This is a genomic window from Pantoea vagans (assembly GCF_004792415.1).
GTDB lineage: Bacteria > Pseudomonadota > Gammaproteobacteria > Enterobacterales > Enterobacteriaceae > Pantoea > Pantoea vagans.
In genome coordinates, this window is record NZ_CP038855.1 from 66339 (window position 1) to 83519 (window position 17181).

Here is a 17181-nt window from a genome sequence, read left to right on the forward strand (position 1 = left end):
TATGTCACCTCAATTTAAGTTATTGATTTTGTTAGTGATCATTATCTCTCCTTACAGGGCTTTGGCGGAGAATGCAGATGTGTCATTGGCTGATAAAGATCCAAAAAAAAATGAATACGAATTTGATGAAGGCCTTCTGAAAGGAAGTGGACTGCCTGTTGATGACATTGCCAATTACTTAAGCTCAAATAAAGTCCGGCCCGGAAATTATAACGTTGATGTAGAACTCAATGGTGTTCAGATTTTCCATGGCAATGTTATTGTTAAAGAAAATGAACAGATCTGTTTCACACAGGAACAGCTTAACAGGATTCCTATAAAATCACTTCAGAATGATAAAAAGGTCCCTGTTGCGGAAGGCTGTCAGGCATTAAATGCGCTGGTTCCTCATGCGGATGTTAATATCGATTTGAGCATGATGACTATCAAGCTCAGTGTGCCTGATGAAGATCTGGTCAAACAACCCAGAGGTTATGTTCCTCCTGAAGAGCTGGTTTCAGGTGAGACGATGCTGGTGTCTAACTATAATCTCAACCAATATTATTCACATTACAAAAACAGCAGCAGTGGTGATTACAGCTCTACCTGGCTTGGCCTGAGTAATGCCGTCAATTTAGGGTTATGGCAATTCAGACAGCAAGGCTCTTTTGTTGCAAGTAACCCAGGCAGTACTCGCTGGCACAGTAACCGCGCCTATATCCAGCGAGCCATTGTTCCTTTCAGAAGTACCTTGCTTATTGGTGATAGCTATACCAGTGGATCCTTTTTTTCAGGTATGGGCTACAGAGGCGTATCTCTGAGCTCAGATGAAAGGATGTTACCTGACTCTCAGCGAGGTTATGCACCTGTTGTTCGTGGCATTGCCCGCAGTAATGCCAAAGTGACGGTTCGTCAGGGTTCGGCTGTCATTTATGAAACAACTGTAGCGCCTGGCAGTTTTGTCATTAACGATCTCTTTCCAACTGTTTACTCCGGAGATCTGGAAGTTACGGTAACAGAGGCTGATGGTAGCAAAAATATTTATACAGTGCCTTTCTCTGCTGTTCCTGAATCTGTGAGACCTGGACGAATCAAATATTCTGCGACGCTTGGCCGTTCAAGGTATGTTGGTGACGATGATCCTTTCAGTGAGTTAAATCTGCAATATGGTGTCAGCAACAACATCACTGTTAACCTAGCCAACCGAATGGCAGACGGCTATCAGGCCGGTCGTGTGGGTGGCGTTTATTCCAGCCAGCTGGGTGCTATAGGGATAGGCTCTACATTTTCACATGCATCACTTCCGGATAAAGATTATTTAGGATGGATGTTTAATTTATCCTACAGTAAGCGATTCACTCCTACCGATACAACGGTGTCGATAGCTGGCTACCGGTATTCTACCAGTGGTTACCGGGATCTGACGGATGTTTTAAACATCAGAAAAGCGCATAAAGATAATAATGATGGCTGGGTATCTTCAACGCTGAATCAATCTTCAAGGCTTGAATTGTCGCTTAATCAGTCTTTGAAAGAGTGGGGCAATGTCTGGATCTCAGGGTCTTCTCAGCAATACAGGGATGGCCGAAAACGTGACACTCAATATCAGATTGGATACAGCAAACAATTTGAAAATGGTATTTCTGTCAATGCTTCGGTTTCTAAAACACGCTACAGCAACAGAAGTTATACCAATAGTGGATATAACAACTATGTGGAGGAATACTACACCTCTCAGCGTCAGGTATTAAGCACTCTGAGCGTGAGTATTCCATTCAGTATGGACAGAAGAAATACCCTGAGTACTACGATCAATCATCAGAATGGTCAGGGGAGTACGCTTCAGTCAACCCTATCAGGCGTTGCAGGCACAGACCAGCTTGTTAACTACGGCATCACCTATGCACGCAGTTCTGACAGCCTGAACACCTTTGGTGCTACAGCCCAGACTAATACGGCTTATGGTGCGATGCAGGGTTCTGTCTCTCAGTCCAAAAATTATACCCAGGGTTCTGCCGGTATTCAGGGCGCTGCTGTCCTTCATCGTGGTGGATTAACGTTAGGGCCTTATGTCGGTGATACCTTTGCACTCATTGAGGCGAAGGGCGCAAAAGGAGCAAAAGTTGTAGGAACACAGAATGCTGTTGTCGATCGCTTTGGTTATGCGTTAACCCCGGCCTTAACACCTTACAAATACAGCACCATCGCGCTGGATTCATCCAACATGGATAGCAATGCGGAGATAAAAAATAGCAGCAGACGCGTCGCAGCTTATGCCGGCGCAATGTTGAGAGTGAAATTCAGCGTAACAAAAGGCTTCCCAATGCTTATTGATATTGTTGCAAACCAGTCGATCCCTATGGGTGCAAATATCTATAATTCCCGGGAGGAAATTGTGGGTATGCTGGGGCAGGGCAATCAGGCCTGGGTACGTAATGACAGTACAAGTGATACGCTGACCATCAAATGGGGGGCTCAAAACGCCTGTCATCTTTTTTATAAAATACCTGAAGTTAATCAGAATGATGCTCTGATCCGGCTAAAAGGAAACTGCAAATGAATTTTTTAATCAGGCTGGTTCTCTCAGTGAGTTTTGTGATGTCAGTGCTTCTGGCACCCGCTCATGCAACCTGTACCCGCATTAATTATACTGATGCGGGTTGTGACAGTTGTGGTGTCGGTATAGGTCTGGGTAATGTCAATATAACCAGCACATACTTGCAGCCTGTTGGAACGCCACTTGCGACCTCCGTATTCAGAGTTTCCTCTGCTTCACGATACAGCAGTGAGGATCTGGTTCTTTATGAATGCGATCTGGCTGATGCAGGCAGTATCTACGAGGTTTTCGCCACTAACGGTGATGACAGGGTCGGTGGCTATTTTGATCTTGGCAGCACAGATGGTTATCAAAACTATTTTGCCACTTACTTTCCTTATGTAGGTATCAAGCTTACCCATATTAATTCCGGGAATGAATTTACGCGCTTCTGGCAACAATATCCCATTACGAGCTACGCAACCTCAGGTAGCAAAATTCAAATCCGCGTAAAAGACTTTAGTGCCATTCGCGCCAGTCTGATTCGAATTAGTATGCTTCCTGGACAAGGATCCAGTAACTACTGTGGCTACAGCGCCAGTAATCCACTAACGGGCATGGCTTCGTCGACAGGTACTGCGAGTTATACCTGTATACAGCCAAACGGTTATGTGACTTTTAAAGGTCCGGGTATTGAAACCGATCCTATAGGCTCGGATTCTGCTACCAATTACTCAACCTGGGGAACCGGACGATGGATTGCTATGGGTATGGGAACCGCGCCAGTTTCCACGCTGTCGCATACTGCCACGTGTGTAGCGCGTAATGTCACCCCACTCGTAATGTTTCCGACCATCAGTACGCAGGCTTTAGAAAATGGCAGCTCTGTCCAGAGTCAGTTTACTATCACTGTTGAGTGCGACAATGCTGCGGTATCTGGCGTTTCTTCAGGTGGCACAGCGCTGGGGCTGCAGGTGCCTTATGACAGTTATGTCACTGCACAGACATTAGGTCTGGTTAACTCCAGCGGTGGCGTGAGCTATCTTCTCTCCGATGGCTATGGCACGGATACGAATATTGCCACCGGCGTGGGTATCTCGCTGGCTAACACAACGACAGGAAGCAGCATGAACTTTTTGGGATGGAACAACTGCACCACATCGGGTTGCGCGGCCGGTAATGATGCAGGCTGGTATTCTGTACTGGATGGTTCCGTGTCTGCGGGAAGTGTCGCCACTGGATTCGGTATGTATACCGTTCCGTTGACTGCGACGCTTTCAAAAATTGCGGGTCAGACAGTGACCGCGGGTAAAGTTGATGCGAAAGCCTATGTCTGGGTGAGGGTGCAGTAAGCATGATTAAAAAATCGCTATGCCTGATATTATCGTTAATCAGTTTCTATTCTGATGCCGGCATACTGGCCAATGCTACCCGTGTGATCTTTAATCAGAATAATACAGATCGTTCATTAATTTTAGTCAACACCAATAAATATCCAGTGCTTGTCCAGACCTGGATAGATAAAGGTGATCCGGAAAATCTCACTCAGGATAAAGACGCCCCTTATGTTATTATTCCCCCTATCTTCCGGCTGTCTGAGAGCGAAATTAAGTCAGTAAAAATTATTTACAATGGTCACGCACTTCCTGCGGACAGGGAGACATTGTACTGGATAAATATATACGAGACGCCCGCTACACCGTCGGTTCCTTCAGACAAGAAAAAGATCGTGATGTCGATGAAGACACAGCTCAAAATTGTCTACAGACCCATAGCCCTTAAAGATACATTACCCACAGCGATGAAAAATGTTTCATGCAGGGTATCAGGAATTAGCACTTCTCTTAACTGTATTAACAATTCCGGGCACTACATCTTTTTTAATAGCATTTTTGTCAATGACAAGGATGGGTTTTTTGAAGCCGTAAGCGGACTTGATATGATGATTGAACCTCATAGCAGTTCAGATTTCAGTCTCGTGAGATCGACAAAAAAAATGAAAATAGATAATAACAGGGCTAGGCTTAATATTTTTAAAGACGATGGTTCGATTTATACGGGAGAGTTTCCCATTAGTTTTAAATAATTCTGAAGACGAATGAGTTTGTAAGCCAGCGCTTTAGCTGGCTTTGCATTATATAATAGTCAGTTAAGAATATAGACATGATTGACATTGATCTCAGTCTGGCCATCATCGCGATCAACATCACCGGTAATGCGTAATTTCTTGCCAATCAAATAATCATCGTCATCGTCTCCATCATCATCAATGTCAACACGAATTCTGCCAGTTGAATCCCGTAACCAGTAATGATCGTCATCTGCTCGTCCGCTGATCGTTCCCGTCAGAGATACATTATTATTGTCATGCATTCTTTTTGCTTCGGCGACAGTGACATTTTGACGAGCGTAAGCTGAACCTGCATAAAGCAGTACTACCAGCATCCATAATGATTTTTTCATCGACTTCTCCCTGTGATTGGGCTTTTTACCCTGAAAGATATTCACGATAACCTGTCAACGATCCTCTGAGATTATTTACGGGCTAACCTCTCATTTATACACCAGATCTTTACTGATTTAAAATTTCTAAAAACCGTTTATTATCGTTGTTAATACCAGGTGTGATTTGATAATGAAAGGTTAAAGATTTTGCAGCAGGATTTATATCTCATCTCTTAATTATGGCTGTCCGTAGTGCGTTACTTAAGGGGTCAGGATTCGTTTGTTGAGAGCGAGTTTAGCCACGGCATCCTATAATGGTTACGCTAATATTATTGAGATATATCATTAACAATCGCGCTTACAAAATAGCCTGTTTGTTACTATAGACTGAAAAAGGTCCTATAGAATAAGTATGAAGGGCATGAGATCACTCAATTCATTACCATTCAATTGACGTAATTTATCCAAAATGGTCAGGAGAACAATTTATGATGTTAGTAAACAGGTTAAATGGGATTTCATTGATGCTGGTCGTGCTGAGTCTTACCGCTTGTACACACCATGCTGAGGATTCCCAACGCCTCGCGATGCGCAACCCGGCGAGTGTCTGGTGTCTTCAGCGTGGAGGACAGGAGTTAAATGAGAAATCATCCTCTGGCGCAGTGACCTATTGTCTGTTGCCCTCTGGAGAGAAAATTGAGCAATGGGCTCTGTATCATCGGGATCATCCACAGTAACCCGCCGGTTAGCTGATATCGGGTAAGTAAAAATATGCATCTGTACTAAACGCCGGGATGCATATAGAACATTCAGGATACTTACTTTACCTTCTCTTTCAGGTGCTCTGAACATACAGTCTGTTCCGGGCACCTGTCGCCTTTCAGTCACCAAAAAGCACGTTCTTATCTTTACTGTTGCCCACAGGCTGGTTCAAAAAATAAGCGAAATTCTGTTTTCAGTCATCAATTTTCAGAACGTAAAATGAAGGCTATTTTGAAGTTAAGATCACGAAGTATTGCTGATGTATTGTTATGTCCCAGCAGGAATATAAAAATTTTATCTTTTTGTGGTTTGCGACTTTATTTTATTCTTATTTTATTACCAGTGATCTACTGATTATTGTTAACGATTTCATTAATAGTTAATATTCATTCTAATATGAGCTTTGTTTTTTACACCTTTGCAAAACAATAACTTAATTTGTTTTTTTCAGAAATCGACCTCGATTTATTGATTCAGATCAATGTCTGAGACAAACTCAGTTTTAACACATGCTGACCCTGGTGATATTCTTTATTTAATTAGCGGAAGCTTCTTAAATAATAATATTTTCGTGAGGGTAATCTATTGAAACACTTTGGAAGTGTAGCGCTGTGCTGTACCTTTTTTATCTGCACAAGATCGTATGCAGGTATAATGCGTCACGATATTGATGTACAGGAGTATCGTGATTTTGCTGAAAACCTCGGTAGCTATTCGGTGGGTTTGACAGATGTGCCTGTCTATAAAAAAGACGGTACATTATCGGGTTATCTTGACTTTGCTATGCCCGATTTCAGTATGGTAGCTAATTATGGTTACAGTACTCTGGTCGCGCCCTCTTATGTAGCCAGTGCAAAGCACAATACGGGTTATCAGTCGGTGGCATTCGGCAAAGGTGCCCAGTATGGCGCCACCTACAAGCTGATCAATCGTAATGAATCACCTTCTGTCGACTTTCATCTGCCACGTCTGAACAAAGTCGTTACCGATGCCTCACCTGTTGATGCCATTGAAAAAACTGAGATGCAAAAAGGGGATGCTTCTCGCTATTCCTGGTTTACCCGTATTGGCGGTGGTACTCAAAGCCAGGTCAGTGAAGATCAGACCGAACAAATTACACTCAGTGGTGCCTATAAATGGGTGAGCGGAGGAACGATCAACGCTGGCACTATAAAGCGCTTATCGGGAAACCTGCGTGGTACCAGTTATGGACCGGACAATGCCCTTACTTCGCCTCTCTCAATTGGCACGATGAGTGGGGATAGTGGTAGTCCGATTATGGTTTACGATGAGGTAGATAAGGCCTGGAAGATTGGCGGCGTGCTATACGGCATAGTCGTAACTGATAATGTTTATGGTACTACCAGTATCTGGACATATGTTCCTGATGGTTTTATTCAAAAAACCGTTGCTGCCAATACCTCGCCTGATGTCGTCGATCTGGCAGGTAAAGGCACGATTTTCTGGGACAATACCGCGATCACACAATATGGTTCCTCCTGGTCATGGGCGGGCCTGAATTCGACCTATGCGTCAGCGGCGCCCTCTACCGCCACCAATGCAGAACTTGATGCCACCAAAGATCTTCGCTTCAACGGTGCTGGCGGACTGATCACCCTGAATACACCTATCAACATGGGTGCTGGCAAACTTCAGTTTTCAAATGATTACACTGTCGCGTCTGCTGCTGGCGTCAATGCGACCTGGGCTGGCGGTGGTATTGAGGTTGACGCGGACAAAGAGGTCCTGTGGCAGGTAAATGGCCTGGCAAGCGATGCCCTGCATAAAATTGGCGCAGGTACACTGCATATCAACGCCGTGGGTAAAAACCCGGGTTCGCTGAATGTGGGTGAGGGTACAGTCATCCTCGATCAGCAAGCTGATAGCTCAGGCAACAAACAGGCTTTCTCTTCGGTCACCCTGGTCAGCGGTCGGCCAACCGTTGTACTGAATGATGAAAATCAGGTAGCTACAGACAAGATCTTCTTTGGCTACCGCGGTGGCCGTTTAGATGTAAATGGTAATACTGTTAACTTCATTAAAATCAATCACACTGACAGTGGTGCTCGTCTGGTTAACCATAGTCAGAAGGCGTCTACGGTCAATATCAATGGTTATCATTCTAAAGATATTGTCATTAACACTCTTGATACTAATAACCGTAACGGTACGCCTGGGTCAATTTATTATTATAAAAAAGTGAACCAACCTGCTGAGTATTTTCAACTTCAGAAAAGCAAATATACCTATTATCCCCAGTCTAAAAAGACGACCTCGGAATGGACCTACCTGGGTACAGACCTGGATAAAGCGGTTAATTACCGCCTGACCCAGTTAAACGGCCAGGTTTTCCGCGGCTTTCTGGGCGAAACCCTTGGAAATGTGCTGAATGGCGTGATGAATGTCAATATTCTTTCTGAACAAGCTTCGACGCTTACAGCGCTTACCGGAGGGATGAATTTAAACGGTAACCTGAGTGTCGAAAATGGCACCACTATTCTTTCTGGTCAGCCGGTCCCACATGCGGGTGGTGTTGTCATTGATGATGACTGGAACACATCGCTGTTTAAAGCCGACCAGATCAACGTAGGGTCAGGTGCACATTTTCAGGTGGGTGAATATGCCGGTGTCAAAGCCAGCATTACCGCTGCTGAGTCGGCCACACTTTCGTTTGGCTACAACGACAGCCAGCTGGCGGGTGAAAAGAGCTGGCGTTGCTACTCTGCAATTTATTCAGATGATGTCTCCTGCAGTCAGCCGGTGCGCAGTGCGGATGCACTGGCACTTCTGCCCGCCAGTGAAGTGGAAGGTGATGTTCAACTGGCCAATAACGCCTCACTTTACCTTGGAAAGGTTAACTACCAGGGGGCAGTGACATCAACAGGCAGTAGTCTTATGACGCTGGATGCCAATGCGAACTGGACGATGACCGGCAACAGTAATGTCAGTTCACTTCTGGCGAAAAGTGGGTCAACACTTTCAATGGTGCCTTCAGGCACCTGGAGCGCCAAAACGCTTAATATCGATACGCTGGATGCGACCGGGTTAAATCTGATGTTAGGCGTTAAGCCCTCCACCCTTGAAAGCGACAAACTGATTGTAAAAAACGCGTTGACTGGTGGCCACAACCTGCTGGATGTGAGTCTGCTAATCGGGAGTGAAGAGAACGTTGCGCTGACACAGGATCTTGTGATGGTTGATGCACCCGCTGGCACGTCGCACAGCTATTTCTCCTTTGCAGATAGCTACAGCGGTTTTAGCGTTTACACCCCAAATTATCAGGTGGAAGACGATAACGACCGTGTTTTGTGGGTGCTGGAAAGTAACAAGTCGCCTGAGCCGGAACCGACGCCAGTACCCGCTCCGGAAGTTACCCCGGAGCCAGCGCCAGAAGTCACGCCTGAGCCGGAACCGACGCCAGTACCCGTCCCGGAAGTTACACCGGAGCCAGCGCCAGCGCCAGAAGTCACGCCGGAGCCGGAACCGACGCCAGCACCCGCCCCGGAAGTTACCCCGGAGCCAGAACCAGCGCCGGCGCCAGAAGTCACGCCGGAGCCGGAACCGACGCCAGCACCAACCCCGGAAGTTACTCCGGAGCCAGCGCCAGCGCCGACGCCAGAAGTCACGCCTGAGCCGGAACCGACGCCAGCACCCGCCCCGGAAGTTACCCCGGAGCCAGAACCAGCGCCGGCACCAGAAGTCACGCCTGAGCCGGAACCGACGCCAGCACCAGATGCATCGGCAGAAGATAATGCAACTGCAGAGCAAGCTGCTATTGAGAAAGCGAAAGCAGAGGAGGACGCTAAATCTAAAGCAGAGGCTGAAGCAAAAGCGAAAGCTGAAGAAAAAGCCAAAGAGGAAGCAGCGAAAGCAGAAGAAGCCAAAAAACCGGCATTCGACCCGGATGACTGGTTCACGGTTTACGATAACCTGCCACTGATTCAGCATACGCGCGCCCTGTTGGCATCACGCCAGTATATTTTTAGTGAAGCAGTCAGCCAGCTGTATAACCGTACCGATAGCCTGCGTGCTTCGCCAGAAAGCAGCGGATCATGGGCAACCATTGAGCAGAAAAAAGGGCATTTTCTTGGACTCGACGTCAACCAGCAGACACTGAATGTGGGCTGGGATACCCGCAGCGACACGCAAACAGTGGGTATCAGTGCCAGCTATACGCAGGGTGAGGTAAAAGGGGAGGGTCATGAAAAGCATCGACTGGCTACCGTCGGTGCGTTTTACTCCTGGCAGTCTGATGCGGGATGGTTCTTTGATGCGACCAGTCGTTATATGTATCTCAATCAGGAGATAACGCTGGATCCTGCTTTAAATATTAACGGTATGAAAAAGGACAGCCATATGCTGGCTGGCAGCCTGCGCACCGGCTATCAGTTTGCGCTGGCTGACGATACCCTGTTTATCTCACCGTTTGTTGGTGTAACCGCAGGTGTCATGTCCGGCTATACCCTGAAAGGGGAGGATGCGTCAGTTTCATTAAGTTCATCCACACCTTACTTCACCAGCAGCGGGTTCATGGTGCAGAAACGCGGTCTGGGTGCATTAATGCCGAATATTAACGTCAGCGCCAGTCTGGCCTATCAGTATTCACCTGGCAAAAATGGCTCCACAACCACGCTCTCCGATCGTCAGTCAAACCGGCAATACAGCGCCTGGTCAGATAACCGTTATCGTGGCAGTGTAGGGCTGGAAGGCATTATTGCGCCTGGCCTTTCACTGAATGCGAAAGTAGAGAGCAGTTTTGGTGGTGAATTCAAAACGGATTACAGTGGCCTTGTCGGCCTGTCATATCACTTCTGATATCCGTGTCTGAATAATATCAGAGCATCACTGCATGAAAGGGTGATGCTCTGACTTATCGATACATTACGCCTGCTGGAAAATATCAGTCTGCGCGACGTACCCTAAGACCAAAAGGGATAATCTGCAGGACAGTCAATCCTCAGCGGATAACGTATTAATGTTAATGTTTTCTCCTTATTTCAGATTCAGCAAACTAATCGCCAGACTTCCGCAGGCACTTCGGTATAAGTCTCATTCATGATTAATTCGGCTTTACGATGATCGTAGGCGCCATCAAATGAAGAGATATCGTCAGAAGGCAGTTTTTTCCGCATATAGCTTGTCACGATATCCAGAATATCGGTTGACGGGCAGTTCCTTAACTTATTCAGATAGTAGACTTTGTTCATAATATTTTGCTGACGTTAACCTGTAAAATGAGCTTATGCGCGGTCTTAACTTTATCCAAGCTGACTCGCTCTTATATCAATGCTGCCAGGTAAATAACCCTGTTCCTGACAACAGATATACGTATGTCCTTGCGCATCGGTGCGATCAGATGCGGCCTGTTGCATCTGACGCCGCACAGATCCGGCTAAGCGAAAGGTTATCCCTCTGAAGGGTTAATGTAATTCATTGATTTTATCTGATTTTTTTATGTGCATTACTCTGCCATAATCCCATGTCAGGTTGAAGAGATAGGCATAAATCAGGAAAAACAGTACCAGTCCACATTCCAGTTTCAGCGCGGCGAATAGGGTAATATCCAGCCACCATGCGGCAAAGGGTATCAATACTAATAACAGGCCAGCCTCAAACAGCACAGCATGCACGCACCTTATTCGCCAGTCCTTTTTAAATCCGGTTCGCAACTGTATGCTGTCAAACATCAGGTTGAACAGATAGTTCCATCCCATCGCCAGCGTTGATGAAACTATGGTTAACAGTGCCGACTGAGCAGGCGCTGCAGAAGCAAAAATAATCAGAATAATAAAGACCAGAACATTAGCCACGACTTCAAAAATAACAGCGTGCAATACTCTTTCTGTGGTGGTTCGCACCGGAGATAAATCGTGTTCCAAACCAGGCTCTCATTATTCAGTCAGGCACCGTTACTGACGCGGGATAAATTCAGGTTAATCGTCAGGCAGAGCCGATTATATTTCAGGCGCTGCACCTTACCCTGCCTTAAACCGATGAGAATTTAGCACCGCACCGTCAGAAAGTGAAACGTAGTAAAATTCTGACGATAAAAACCCGGTCAGGTTTGATATGTATCAACTCTTACACGAAACCGGCTTTTATTGTTTAGCTGCCTGTCGTATCAGCACGGCTCTCCCTCTTCAGCTATCTGACTGCTAAGCTCACCTATTGCTCTGGTCGCTACTGCATGGCTTCGCCTGACGGATTCGGGGCGATGATAGCAATCGTGGATGGCAGTGGAACATTAAATGATTAATTAGATGATATATAGATTTATATTTTAATATTTATATTAATGGTGGTTTTTAAAACTGGTTAGAGGCGCAGTTTACTGTTCTGAAGCGCCTGCCGGTTCTGAATGGCTGCAGTAAATGTGATGCCCAATCAACGTTCGCAGCCTGTTTTTTCAGCGCCTTTTCAGTGACTGAAGACGGGGTTCTGTAGCGAAAACGTTAGCGTGTAACCGGCGGCACCAGGTGCATGCGTTGACCGGACAATCTGCTCACGCCAGGTTCTCTGCGGTATAAATCATGAAGTCTACTTTTCCACTGGCATACTCATCGGGTTTCACTTTCTGCTCCAGATAATTCAGCATCAGCTGTACCGCCAGCTGAGCATGCTGCCGGGTATTCTGATCCAGCGTCAGCGCAACGCTCTGCTGCGCCATCAGCGTGCGTGTCGTGGCGTAAAGCTCATGGGTGACCCAGACGCACTGGTTAAGCTGGCGATGCCGTGCCAGCGCCTGTCCGATTTCGGTATTCCCCAGCCCGGTGTTGTAAATTCCCCGCAGATTCCCGCTCTGAATCAGCTGCTTCTCCAGCAACTTACTAAGAGTGTCGCGATTTTCCTGAGCGGCCAGAACATCGCGCAGCTGCAGATGAGGAAACCGACTGGTTATCAGTTCGCGAAATCCTTCAATGCGCTGACGATGCGCGCTGTAGTCCTGGTGCCCACTGACCATCAACACCTCGCCGGGCTGATGCACCATTTTGCCCAGCAGCTGAGCCGCAGTACGTCCTGCCTGCAACTGATTAATTCCCACATGGCAGAGCCGGGCAGCACCGGGCAAATCAGTAACCAGCGAGATCACCGGCACGTCACACGTTTCGCAGTGGCTAAGCGCCTCATAAATAGCCGGATGTTCATGGGCAAAAACAATTAATCCATCCCGCGATGCACTGCTTTGCCTGATAAGCTTTGCCAGCCGTTCAGGCTGCGCCTCCGGGACAAAAGTGCGATGCAGCGTTAACCGGCGGTAGCCCAGATGCGAGGCGACCGCAGTAAAATCCTGCGCCAGTTGCTTAAAGAAAAACGAATCGTTACTGCTTAGCAGCAGTTCAATCTGCCACGGATGACGATGCTCCTCAGGCAGAATTCGCCTGAGCCCGACTTCGCGTGCCGCCTGCAGTACCCTGTGAACCGTTTCCGGTGCAACGCCACCCCGTTCATTAAGCACCCGATCCACGGTTGCCAGCCCTACACCTGCCCGCAGGGCGACCTCTTTCAGCGACATGCCGCTCTCCTCTGAGGTAAACACCTCAAAACACCATGCCGTCAGTGTAAAACGCCGCGTTATCCTGCCGGTGCAGCTTTCTGCCGGACTATGATGGAGTTCAAATAATGAATAAAAAGCAACGCGTTGCCCTGCTCGGGTGTGGCTTTATTGGTGAAGTTCATGCGGCTAATCTTCAGGCACATCCCGGGGCTGAACTGGTGTGGGTAGCCGATGCGGAGCCCGCACGCGCCGCCGCATTTGCGACGCGCTTTGCTGCCCGAGCCGCGTCCGTAACTGAAGCGATAAACGATCCGCAAATTGACATGGTGCTTATCGCCAGCGCGACGCCGACGCATGCGGATTTGCTTGAAGCCGCTGCTCGCGCCGGTAAAGCAATCTACTGTGAAAAGCCGGTCGATCTCTCTCTTGAGCGTGCCCGTAAGGCCGTGGCTAACGTTCTCCCTTACAACGTGCCGGTTACGGTGGGGTTTAATCGCCGTTTCGATGTCAGTCATCAGCAGCTTAAGCAACAACTCCGCCAGGGGCGAATTGGCGCGGCGGAACTGATCCAGATGGTCTGCCGCTCTTCGGCCATGCCGCCGCTGGCCTATCTTCAGGCGTCCGGCGGTCAGATGCGCGATCAGGCTATCCACTTTTTTGACCTCCTGCGCTGGCTGACCGAAGAGGAGGTGACGGAGGTGGCGGCGATGGGGGCCGCGCTGGCACTGCCTTCGATCGGCGAATTCGACGACGTGGACACCAGCACGCTGCTGTTGCGCCTGCAGAGCGGAGCGCTGGCACAGCTCGATAATGCCCGCCGCACCGGCTATGGCTATGACGAACGCATCAGTGTGATGGGGGCAGACGGCATGCTGGAATCGGCCTCTCAGCCACAGCGCGGAGTCAGTTGTTATCAGGGCGCGCAGATTCAGCAGCCTGGGCTGCTGCCAGACTGGTTTAGCCGGGTGCAGCCAACCTATTATGCTCATCTGGATGCATTTATCCGATCGCTGAACGGGGAGCAGGTTGGGGATCTGCCTGGTCTGGAAGATGGCCTCAGGGCACAGGCGATTGCGGAAGCTGCAGTAATCTCACTGACGGAAAGGCGCTTCTGTCAGGTGGAAAACGTGCTGATCTGATTCGGCATGGCAGGCGGATAAAAAATAATTTTTTTTATCGAACAGAAACCAGTGCTGAGCTGTTTACTGTATAGCGCCGCGCTGGCGGAGTGTCTCTGGCAGGCTTAATCAACTGCGCATAGCAGGGGCTGAATTGAAAATGGTGCGTATCCTGCGCTACGAACGGACGTCAATTGCGCAGATCGCCTGGCTGCATGCGGATTATGGCCCGATGGCGCTTTGTATCTCGCCCGCATCGCACGACACGAACCCGATTGCCCGCGAACAGCGTCACGGCATGCAGCTGGCCTGGTGGACGCGCGACGGTTATCAATATGTACTGACTGGCCGCAACCCCTCAGCGCAGCTGGCGTCTGCCGCTGAAGCATTACAGGCAGCGCTTACGTAACCCGGCGGCATGCGCAGCGGTGACGGTCAGCGCAGCTCTCTGACCTGCGCTGCAATCTTAAGCGCAATGTTTACCCGATCGTCAACCACCCCGACCAGCCGATCCATACCGAAGGCGGAGCGAGAGATGGCGGTGGAAGCATGCAGTGCCAGCAAGCGAGAGGCAGGATCGAGGGTCTTCCCGCTGTCCAGCGAGGCCAGCATCACCACAGGCCGGCTGACAGCTTTAACCGTCAGCGTGCCAAAAATCCGGTAATTACCGTCACCCAGCGCAGCCACGCGACTGCTGACGAAATGAATCTGCGGGTAGCGCTCTGCATCAAAAAACAGATCACTTTTCAGTTGCCAGGTTAACAGGCTGTTCGAGGCGACCAGCGTTCCCACCGGAATATTCACTTCAATACGATCGTCACGATCTTCATCAGGATTAAGCGTAACCATGCCTGTCACGCCCTGCAGCCTGGCCTGCGAAAAGTCATGTCCAAAGGCACGCCACGAGAGGCCAATCGACGTTTTATCGGGGGTAATGGCATAGGTAACCGGCGCGGCACAGAGCACCGGGCTGATCAGGGCAAACAGAGTGCATAAACAGGCGGCACGTATCATCACTTTTTCTCTTTCAGAAAGACCAAACGTTAACGCCTGAAACCGCGATCTTATTCGCTTTAATTTGCACTGCTTTTACCACAGAGGCACAGATAATCTGAAAGATATTAACTGACTGTCACCTCAGATTCACCAAAATGTAATGATTATTCCGGGGGCGGAACATTAATAACAGGAAATATTAAGAATACATTAAGGCGACTTTATTAATCTGCCATTTCACTGAAATCCTGACTGGAGTCAGGTGACGACGTTGAGGTGGCAATTCACCATCTGAAATTAGCTTAATTTAATCAGTGAGTTACGTTTTTATTCTGAGCGGGAATTGATGTCAGGCGAGCTATGTCTGAGCTGACAACAGGCCGGGCCTGCTGTTTTATAAACAAAATATCAATAAATCAAAAAGAGTTGAGTGTCGAAGAAATATTATTGAAATAATAGTGAACTTTTCAGGAATCCATTAACTGAATCCCTGTTGATTTTATTGTAATTAAACCTATTCATTTAATGTTCAGTTAACTTTCATACGTTAGCTTGTATTAGCAGTCCGGTAACCTTAATTCCATAACGGGAAACCTGTTATGACTTATCTGCCTGCCAGACATTGATAAATCGCTATTCCAGTTCTTTTCCGGCGTTGTATCCGATTAACAACGCGCGACAGTTTATGGGTTTGATTTGCAGGAGTTTTAGCATGGATTTTTTGCCATTTTCCCGCCCTTCGTTCGGTGATGAGGAGCTGGCTGCTGTTAAAGCGGTATTCGACTCCGGATGGATAACAACCGGGGCGAAATGCGCCGAACTGGAGCAGGCCTTTGTTCAGCTGACCGGCAACCAGCATGCCATTGCAGTGAGCTCGGCTACTGCCGGGATGCATGTCACGCTGATGGCGATGGGGATCGGGCCTGGCGATGAGGTGATCACGCCGTCCATGACCTGGGTTTCAACCCTGAACCTGATTACGCTGCTGGGTGCCACGCCCGTCATGATTGATGTGGATCCGGAAAACCTGATGGTGACGCCGGAACGGATAGCGCAGGCTATTACGCCACGCACCCGCGCCATTATTCCGGTGCATTACGCCGGTGCGCCCGCCGATATCGCACCGATCTATCAACTGGCTGAGCAGCATGGCATTGCCATTATTGAAGATGCGGCTCACGCGGTGGGCACGACTTATCACGACAGACCGGTCGGGCATCGCGGCACGGCAATCTTCTCGTTCCACGCCATCAAAAACATCACCTGCGCGGAAGGCGGCCTGGTGGTGACCGATGACGCCGCTCTCGCCGATCGTATCCGCAGCCTGAAGTTTCACGGTCTGGCAGTGGATGCGTTTGATCGTCAGACTCAGGGGCGTCTGCCGCAGGCGGAAGTGATGATGCCGGGCTTCAAATACAATCTGCCCGATATCAGCGCCGCCATTGCGCTGGTGCAGTTACAGAAACTGCCGGGCTTTATCGCACGCCGTCGTGAGATTGCCGAACGCTATCTTAAGGCGCTGCGCTCGCTGCCTTTTACGCCACTTTCACTGCCAGAGTGGCCGCATCAGCATGCGTGGCATCTGTTTATTATCCGCATTGATGAACAACGCTGCGGGCTGTCCCGTGATGCCTTTATGCAGGCGCTGAAGACGCGGGACATCGGCAGCGGCCTGCATTTCCGTGCAGCGCATACCCACAAATATTACCGCGAGCGCTATCCCGATCTGCGTCTGCCCGCCAGTGACCGTAACAGCCAGCAGATGTGTTCAATTCCGCTGTTTCCGTCCATGACGGATCAGGATGTTGAACGCGTGATTCAGGCTTTACATGACATTGCCGGAGCCTGAG

12 protein-coding genes and 1 pseudogene are annotated in these 17181 nt (G+C 48.6%); 8 read left to right on the top strand and 5 right to left on the bottom strand.

Features of this window, described 5'->3' with window-relative positions; genetic code table 11:
• Position 1 precedes the first annotated feature (1 nt).
• The 3 genes from EGO56_RS21780 to EGO56_RS21790 are packed head-to-tail and all read left to right on the top strand — an operon-like array spanning position 2 to position 4601.
• Complete coding sequence (locus EGO56_RS21780; RefSeq protein WP_135911099.1) at positions 2–2539, top strand: fimbria/pilus outer membrane usher protein; 2538 nt, start codon at positions 2–4, stop codon at positions 2537–2539.
• Positions 2536–3867, top strand: coding sequence for a fimbrial protein (locus tag EGO56_RS21785; RefSeq protein ID WP_135911100.1), 1332 nt, complete (start codon positions 2536–2538; stop codon positions 3865–3867). The genes EGO56_RS21780 and EGO56_RS21785 overlap by 4 nt, the downstream gene beginning before the upstream one ends.
• Before the next feature lie 2 nt (positions 3868–3869).
• Positions 3870–4601, top strand: coding sequence for a fimbrial biogenesis chaperone (locus EGO56_RS21790; protein WP_135911101.1), 732 nt, complete (start codon positions 3870–3872; stop codon positions 4599–4601).
• A gap of 59 nt (positions 4602–4660) precedes the next feature.
• Here the strand turns inward: EGO56_RS21790 and EGO56_RS21795 are convergent, their stop codons facing one another.
• Positions 4661–4978, bottom strand: coding sequence for a NirD/YgiW/YdeI family stress tolerance protein (locus EGO56_RS21795; RefSeq protein ID WP_135911102.1), 318 nt, complete (start codon positions 4976–4978; stop codon positions 4661–4663).
• Positions 4979–5547: 569 nt separating this feature from the next.
• Here EGO56_RS21795 and EGO56_RS22575 point away from each other — a divergent pair.
• Positions 5548–5697 carry a putative hemolysin gene (locus tag EGO56_RS22575; protein ID WP_238349055.1) on the top strand — a complete coding sequence of 50 codons (150 nt, stop codon included), beginning with the start codon at positions 5548–5550 and terminating at the stop codon, positions 5695–5697.
• 679 nt (positions 5698–6376) lie between these two features.
• Positions 6377–10537 carry a S6 family peptidase gene (locus EGO56_RS21805; RefSeq protein WP_135911104.1) on the top strand — a complete coding sequence of 1387 codons (4161 nt, stop codon included), beginning with the start codon at positions 6377–6379 and terminating at the stop codon, positions 10535–10537.
• A gap of 188 nt (positions 10538–10725) precedes the next feature.
• On the opposite strand, the gene EGO56_RS21810 is transcribed toward EGO56_RS21805, so the two are convergent.
• The 3 genes from EGO56_RS21810 to EGO56_RS21820 form a co-directional block, all read right to left on the bottom strand.
• Positions 10726–10929: an Hha/YmoA family nucleoid-associated regulatory protein gene (locus EGO56_RS21810; RefSeq protein WP_135911105.1), complete on the bottom strand. Its 204-nt coding sequence runs from the start codon at positions 10927–10929 to the stop codon at positions 10726–10728.
• A 213-nt stretch (positions 10930–11142) separates the two neighbouring features.
• Positions 11143–11601, bottom strand: coding sequence for a PACE efflux transporter (locus EGO56_RS21815; RefSeq protein WP_135911106.1), 459 nt, complete (start codon positions 11599–11601; stop codon positions 11143–11145).
• 623 nt (positions 11602–12224) lie between these two features.
• Positions 12225–13235 carry a LacI family DNA-binding transcriptional regulator gene (locus EGO56_RS21820; protein ID WP_135911107.1) on the bottom strand — a complete coding sequence of 337 codons (1011 nt, stop codon included), beginning with the start codon at positions 13233–13235 and terminating at the stop codon, positions 12225–12227.
• Between the two features lie 107 nt (positions 13236–13342).
• Here EGO56_RS21820 and EGO56_RS21825 point away from each other — a divergent pair, with 107 nt between their 5' ends.
• Positions 13343–14356 carry a Gfo/Idh/MocA family oxidoreductase gene (locus tag EGO56_RS21825; protein WP_135911108.1) on the top strand — a complete coding sequence of 338 codons (1014 nt, stop codon included), beginning with the start codon at positions 13343–13345 and terminating at the stop codon, positions 14354–14356.
• A gap of 109 nt (positions 14357–14465) precedes the next feature.
• Positions 14466–14744, top strand: a pseudogene (locus tag EGO56_RS21830) (anti-sigma factor); the annotation flags it as partial.
• A gap of 26 nt (positions 14745–14770) precedes the next feature.
• Here the strand turns inward: EGO56_RS21830 and EGO56_RS21835 are convergent.
• Positions 14771–15349: a YceI family protein gene (locus EGO56_RS21835; protein ID WP_135911173.1), complete on the bottom strand. Its 579-nt coding sequence runs from the start codon at positions 15347–15349 to the stop codon at positions 14771–14773.
• 694 nt (positions 15350–16043) lie between these two features.
• On the opposite strand from EGO56_RS21835, the gene arnB reads away from it, so the two are divergent.
• Positions 16044–17180 carry a UDP-4-amino-4-deoxy-L-arabinose aminotransferase gene (arnB, locus tag EGO56_RS21840; protein WP_135911109.1) on the top strand — a complete coding sequence of 379 codons (1137 nt, stop codon included), beginning with the start codon at positions 16044–16046 and terminating at the stop codon, positions 17178–17180.
• Position 17181: the final 1 nt, after the last annotated feature.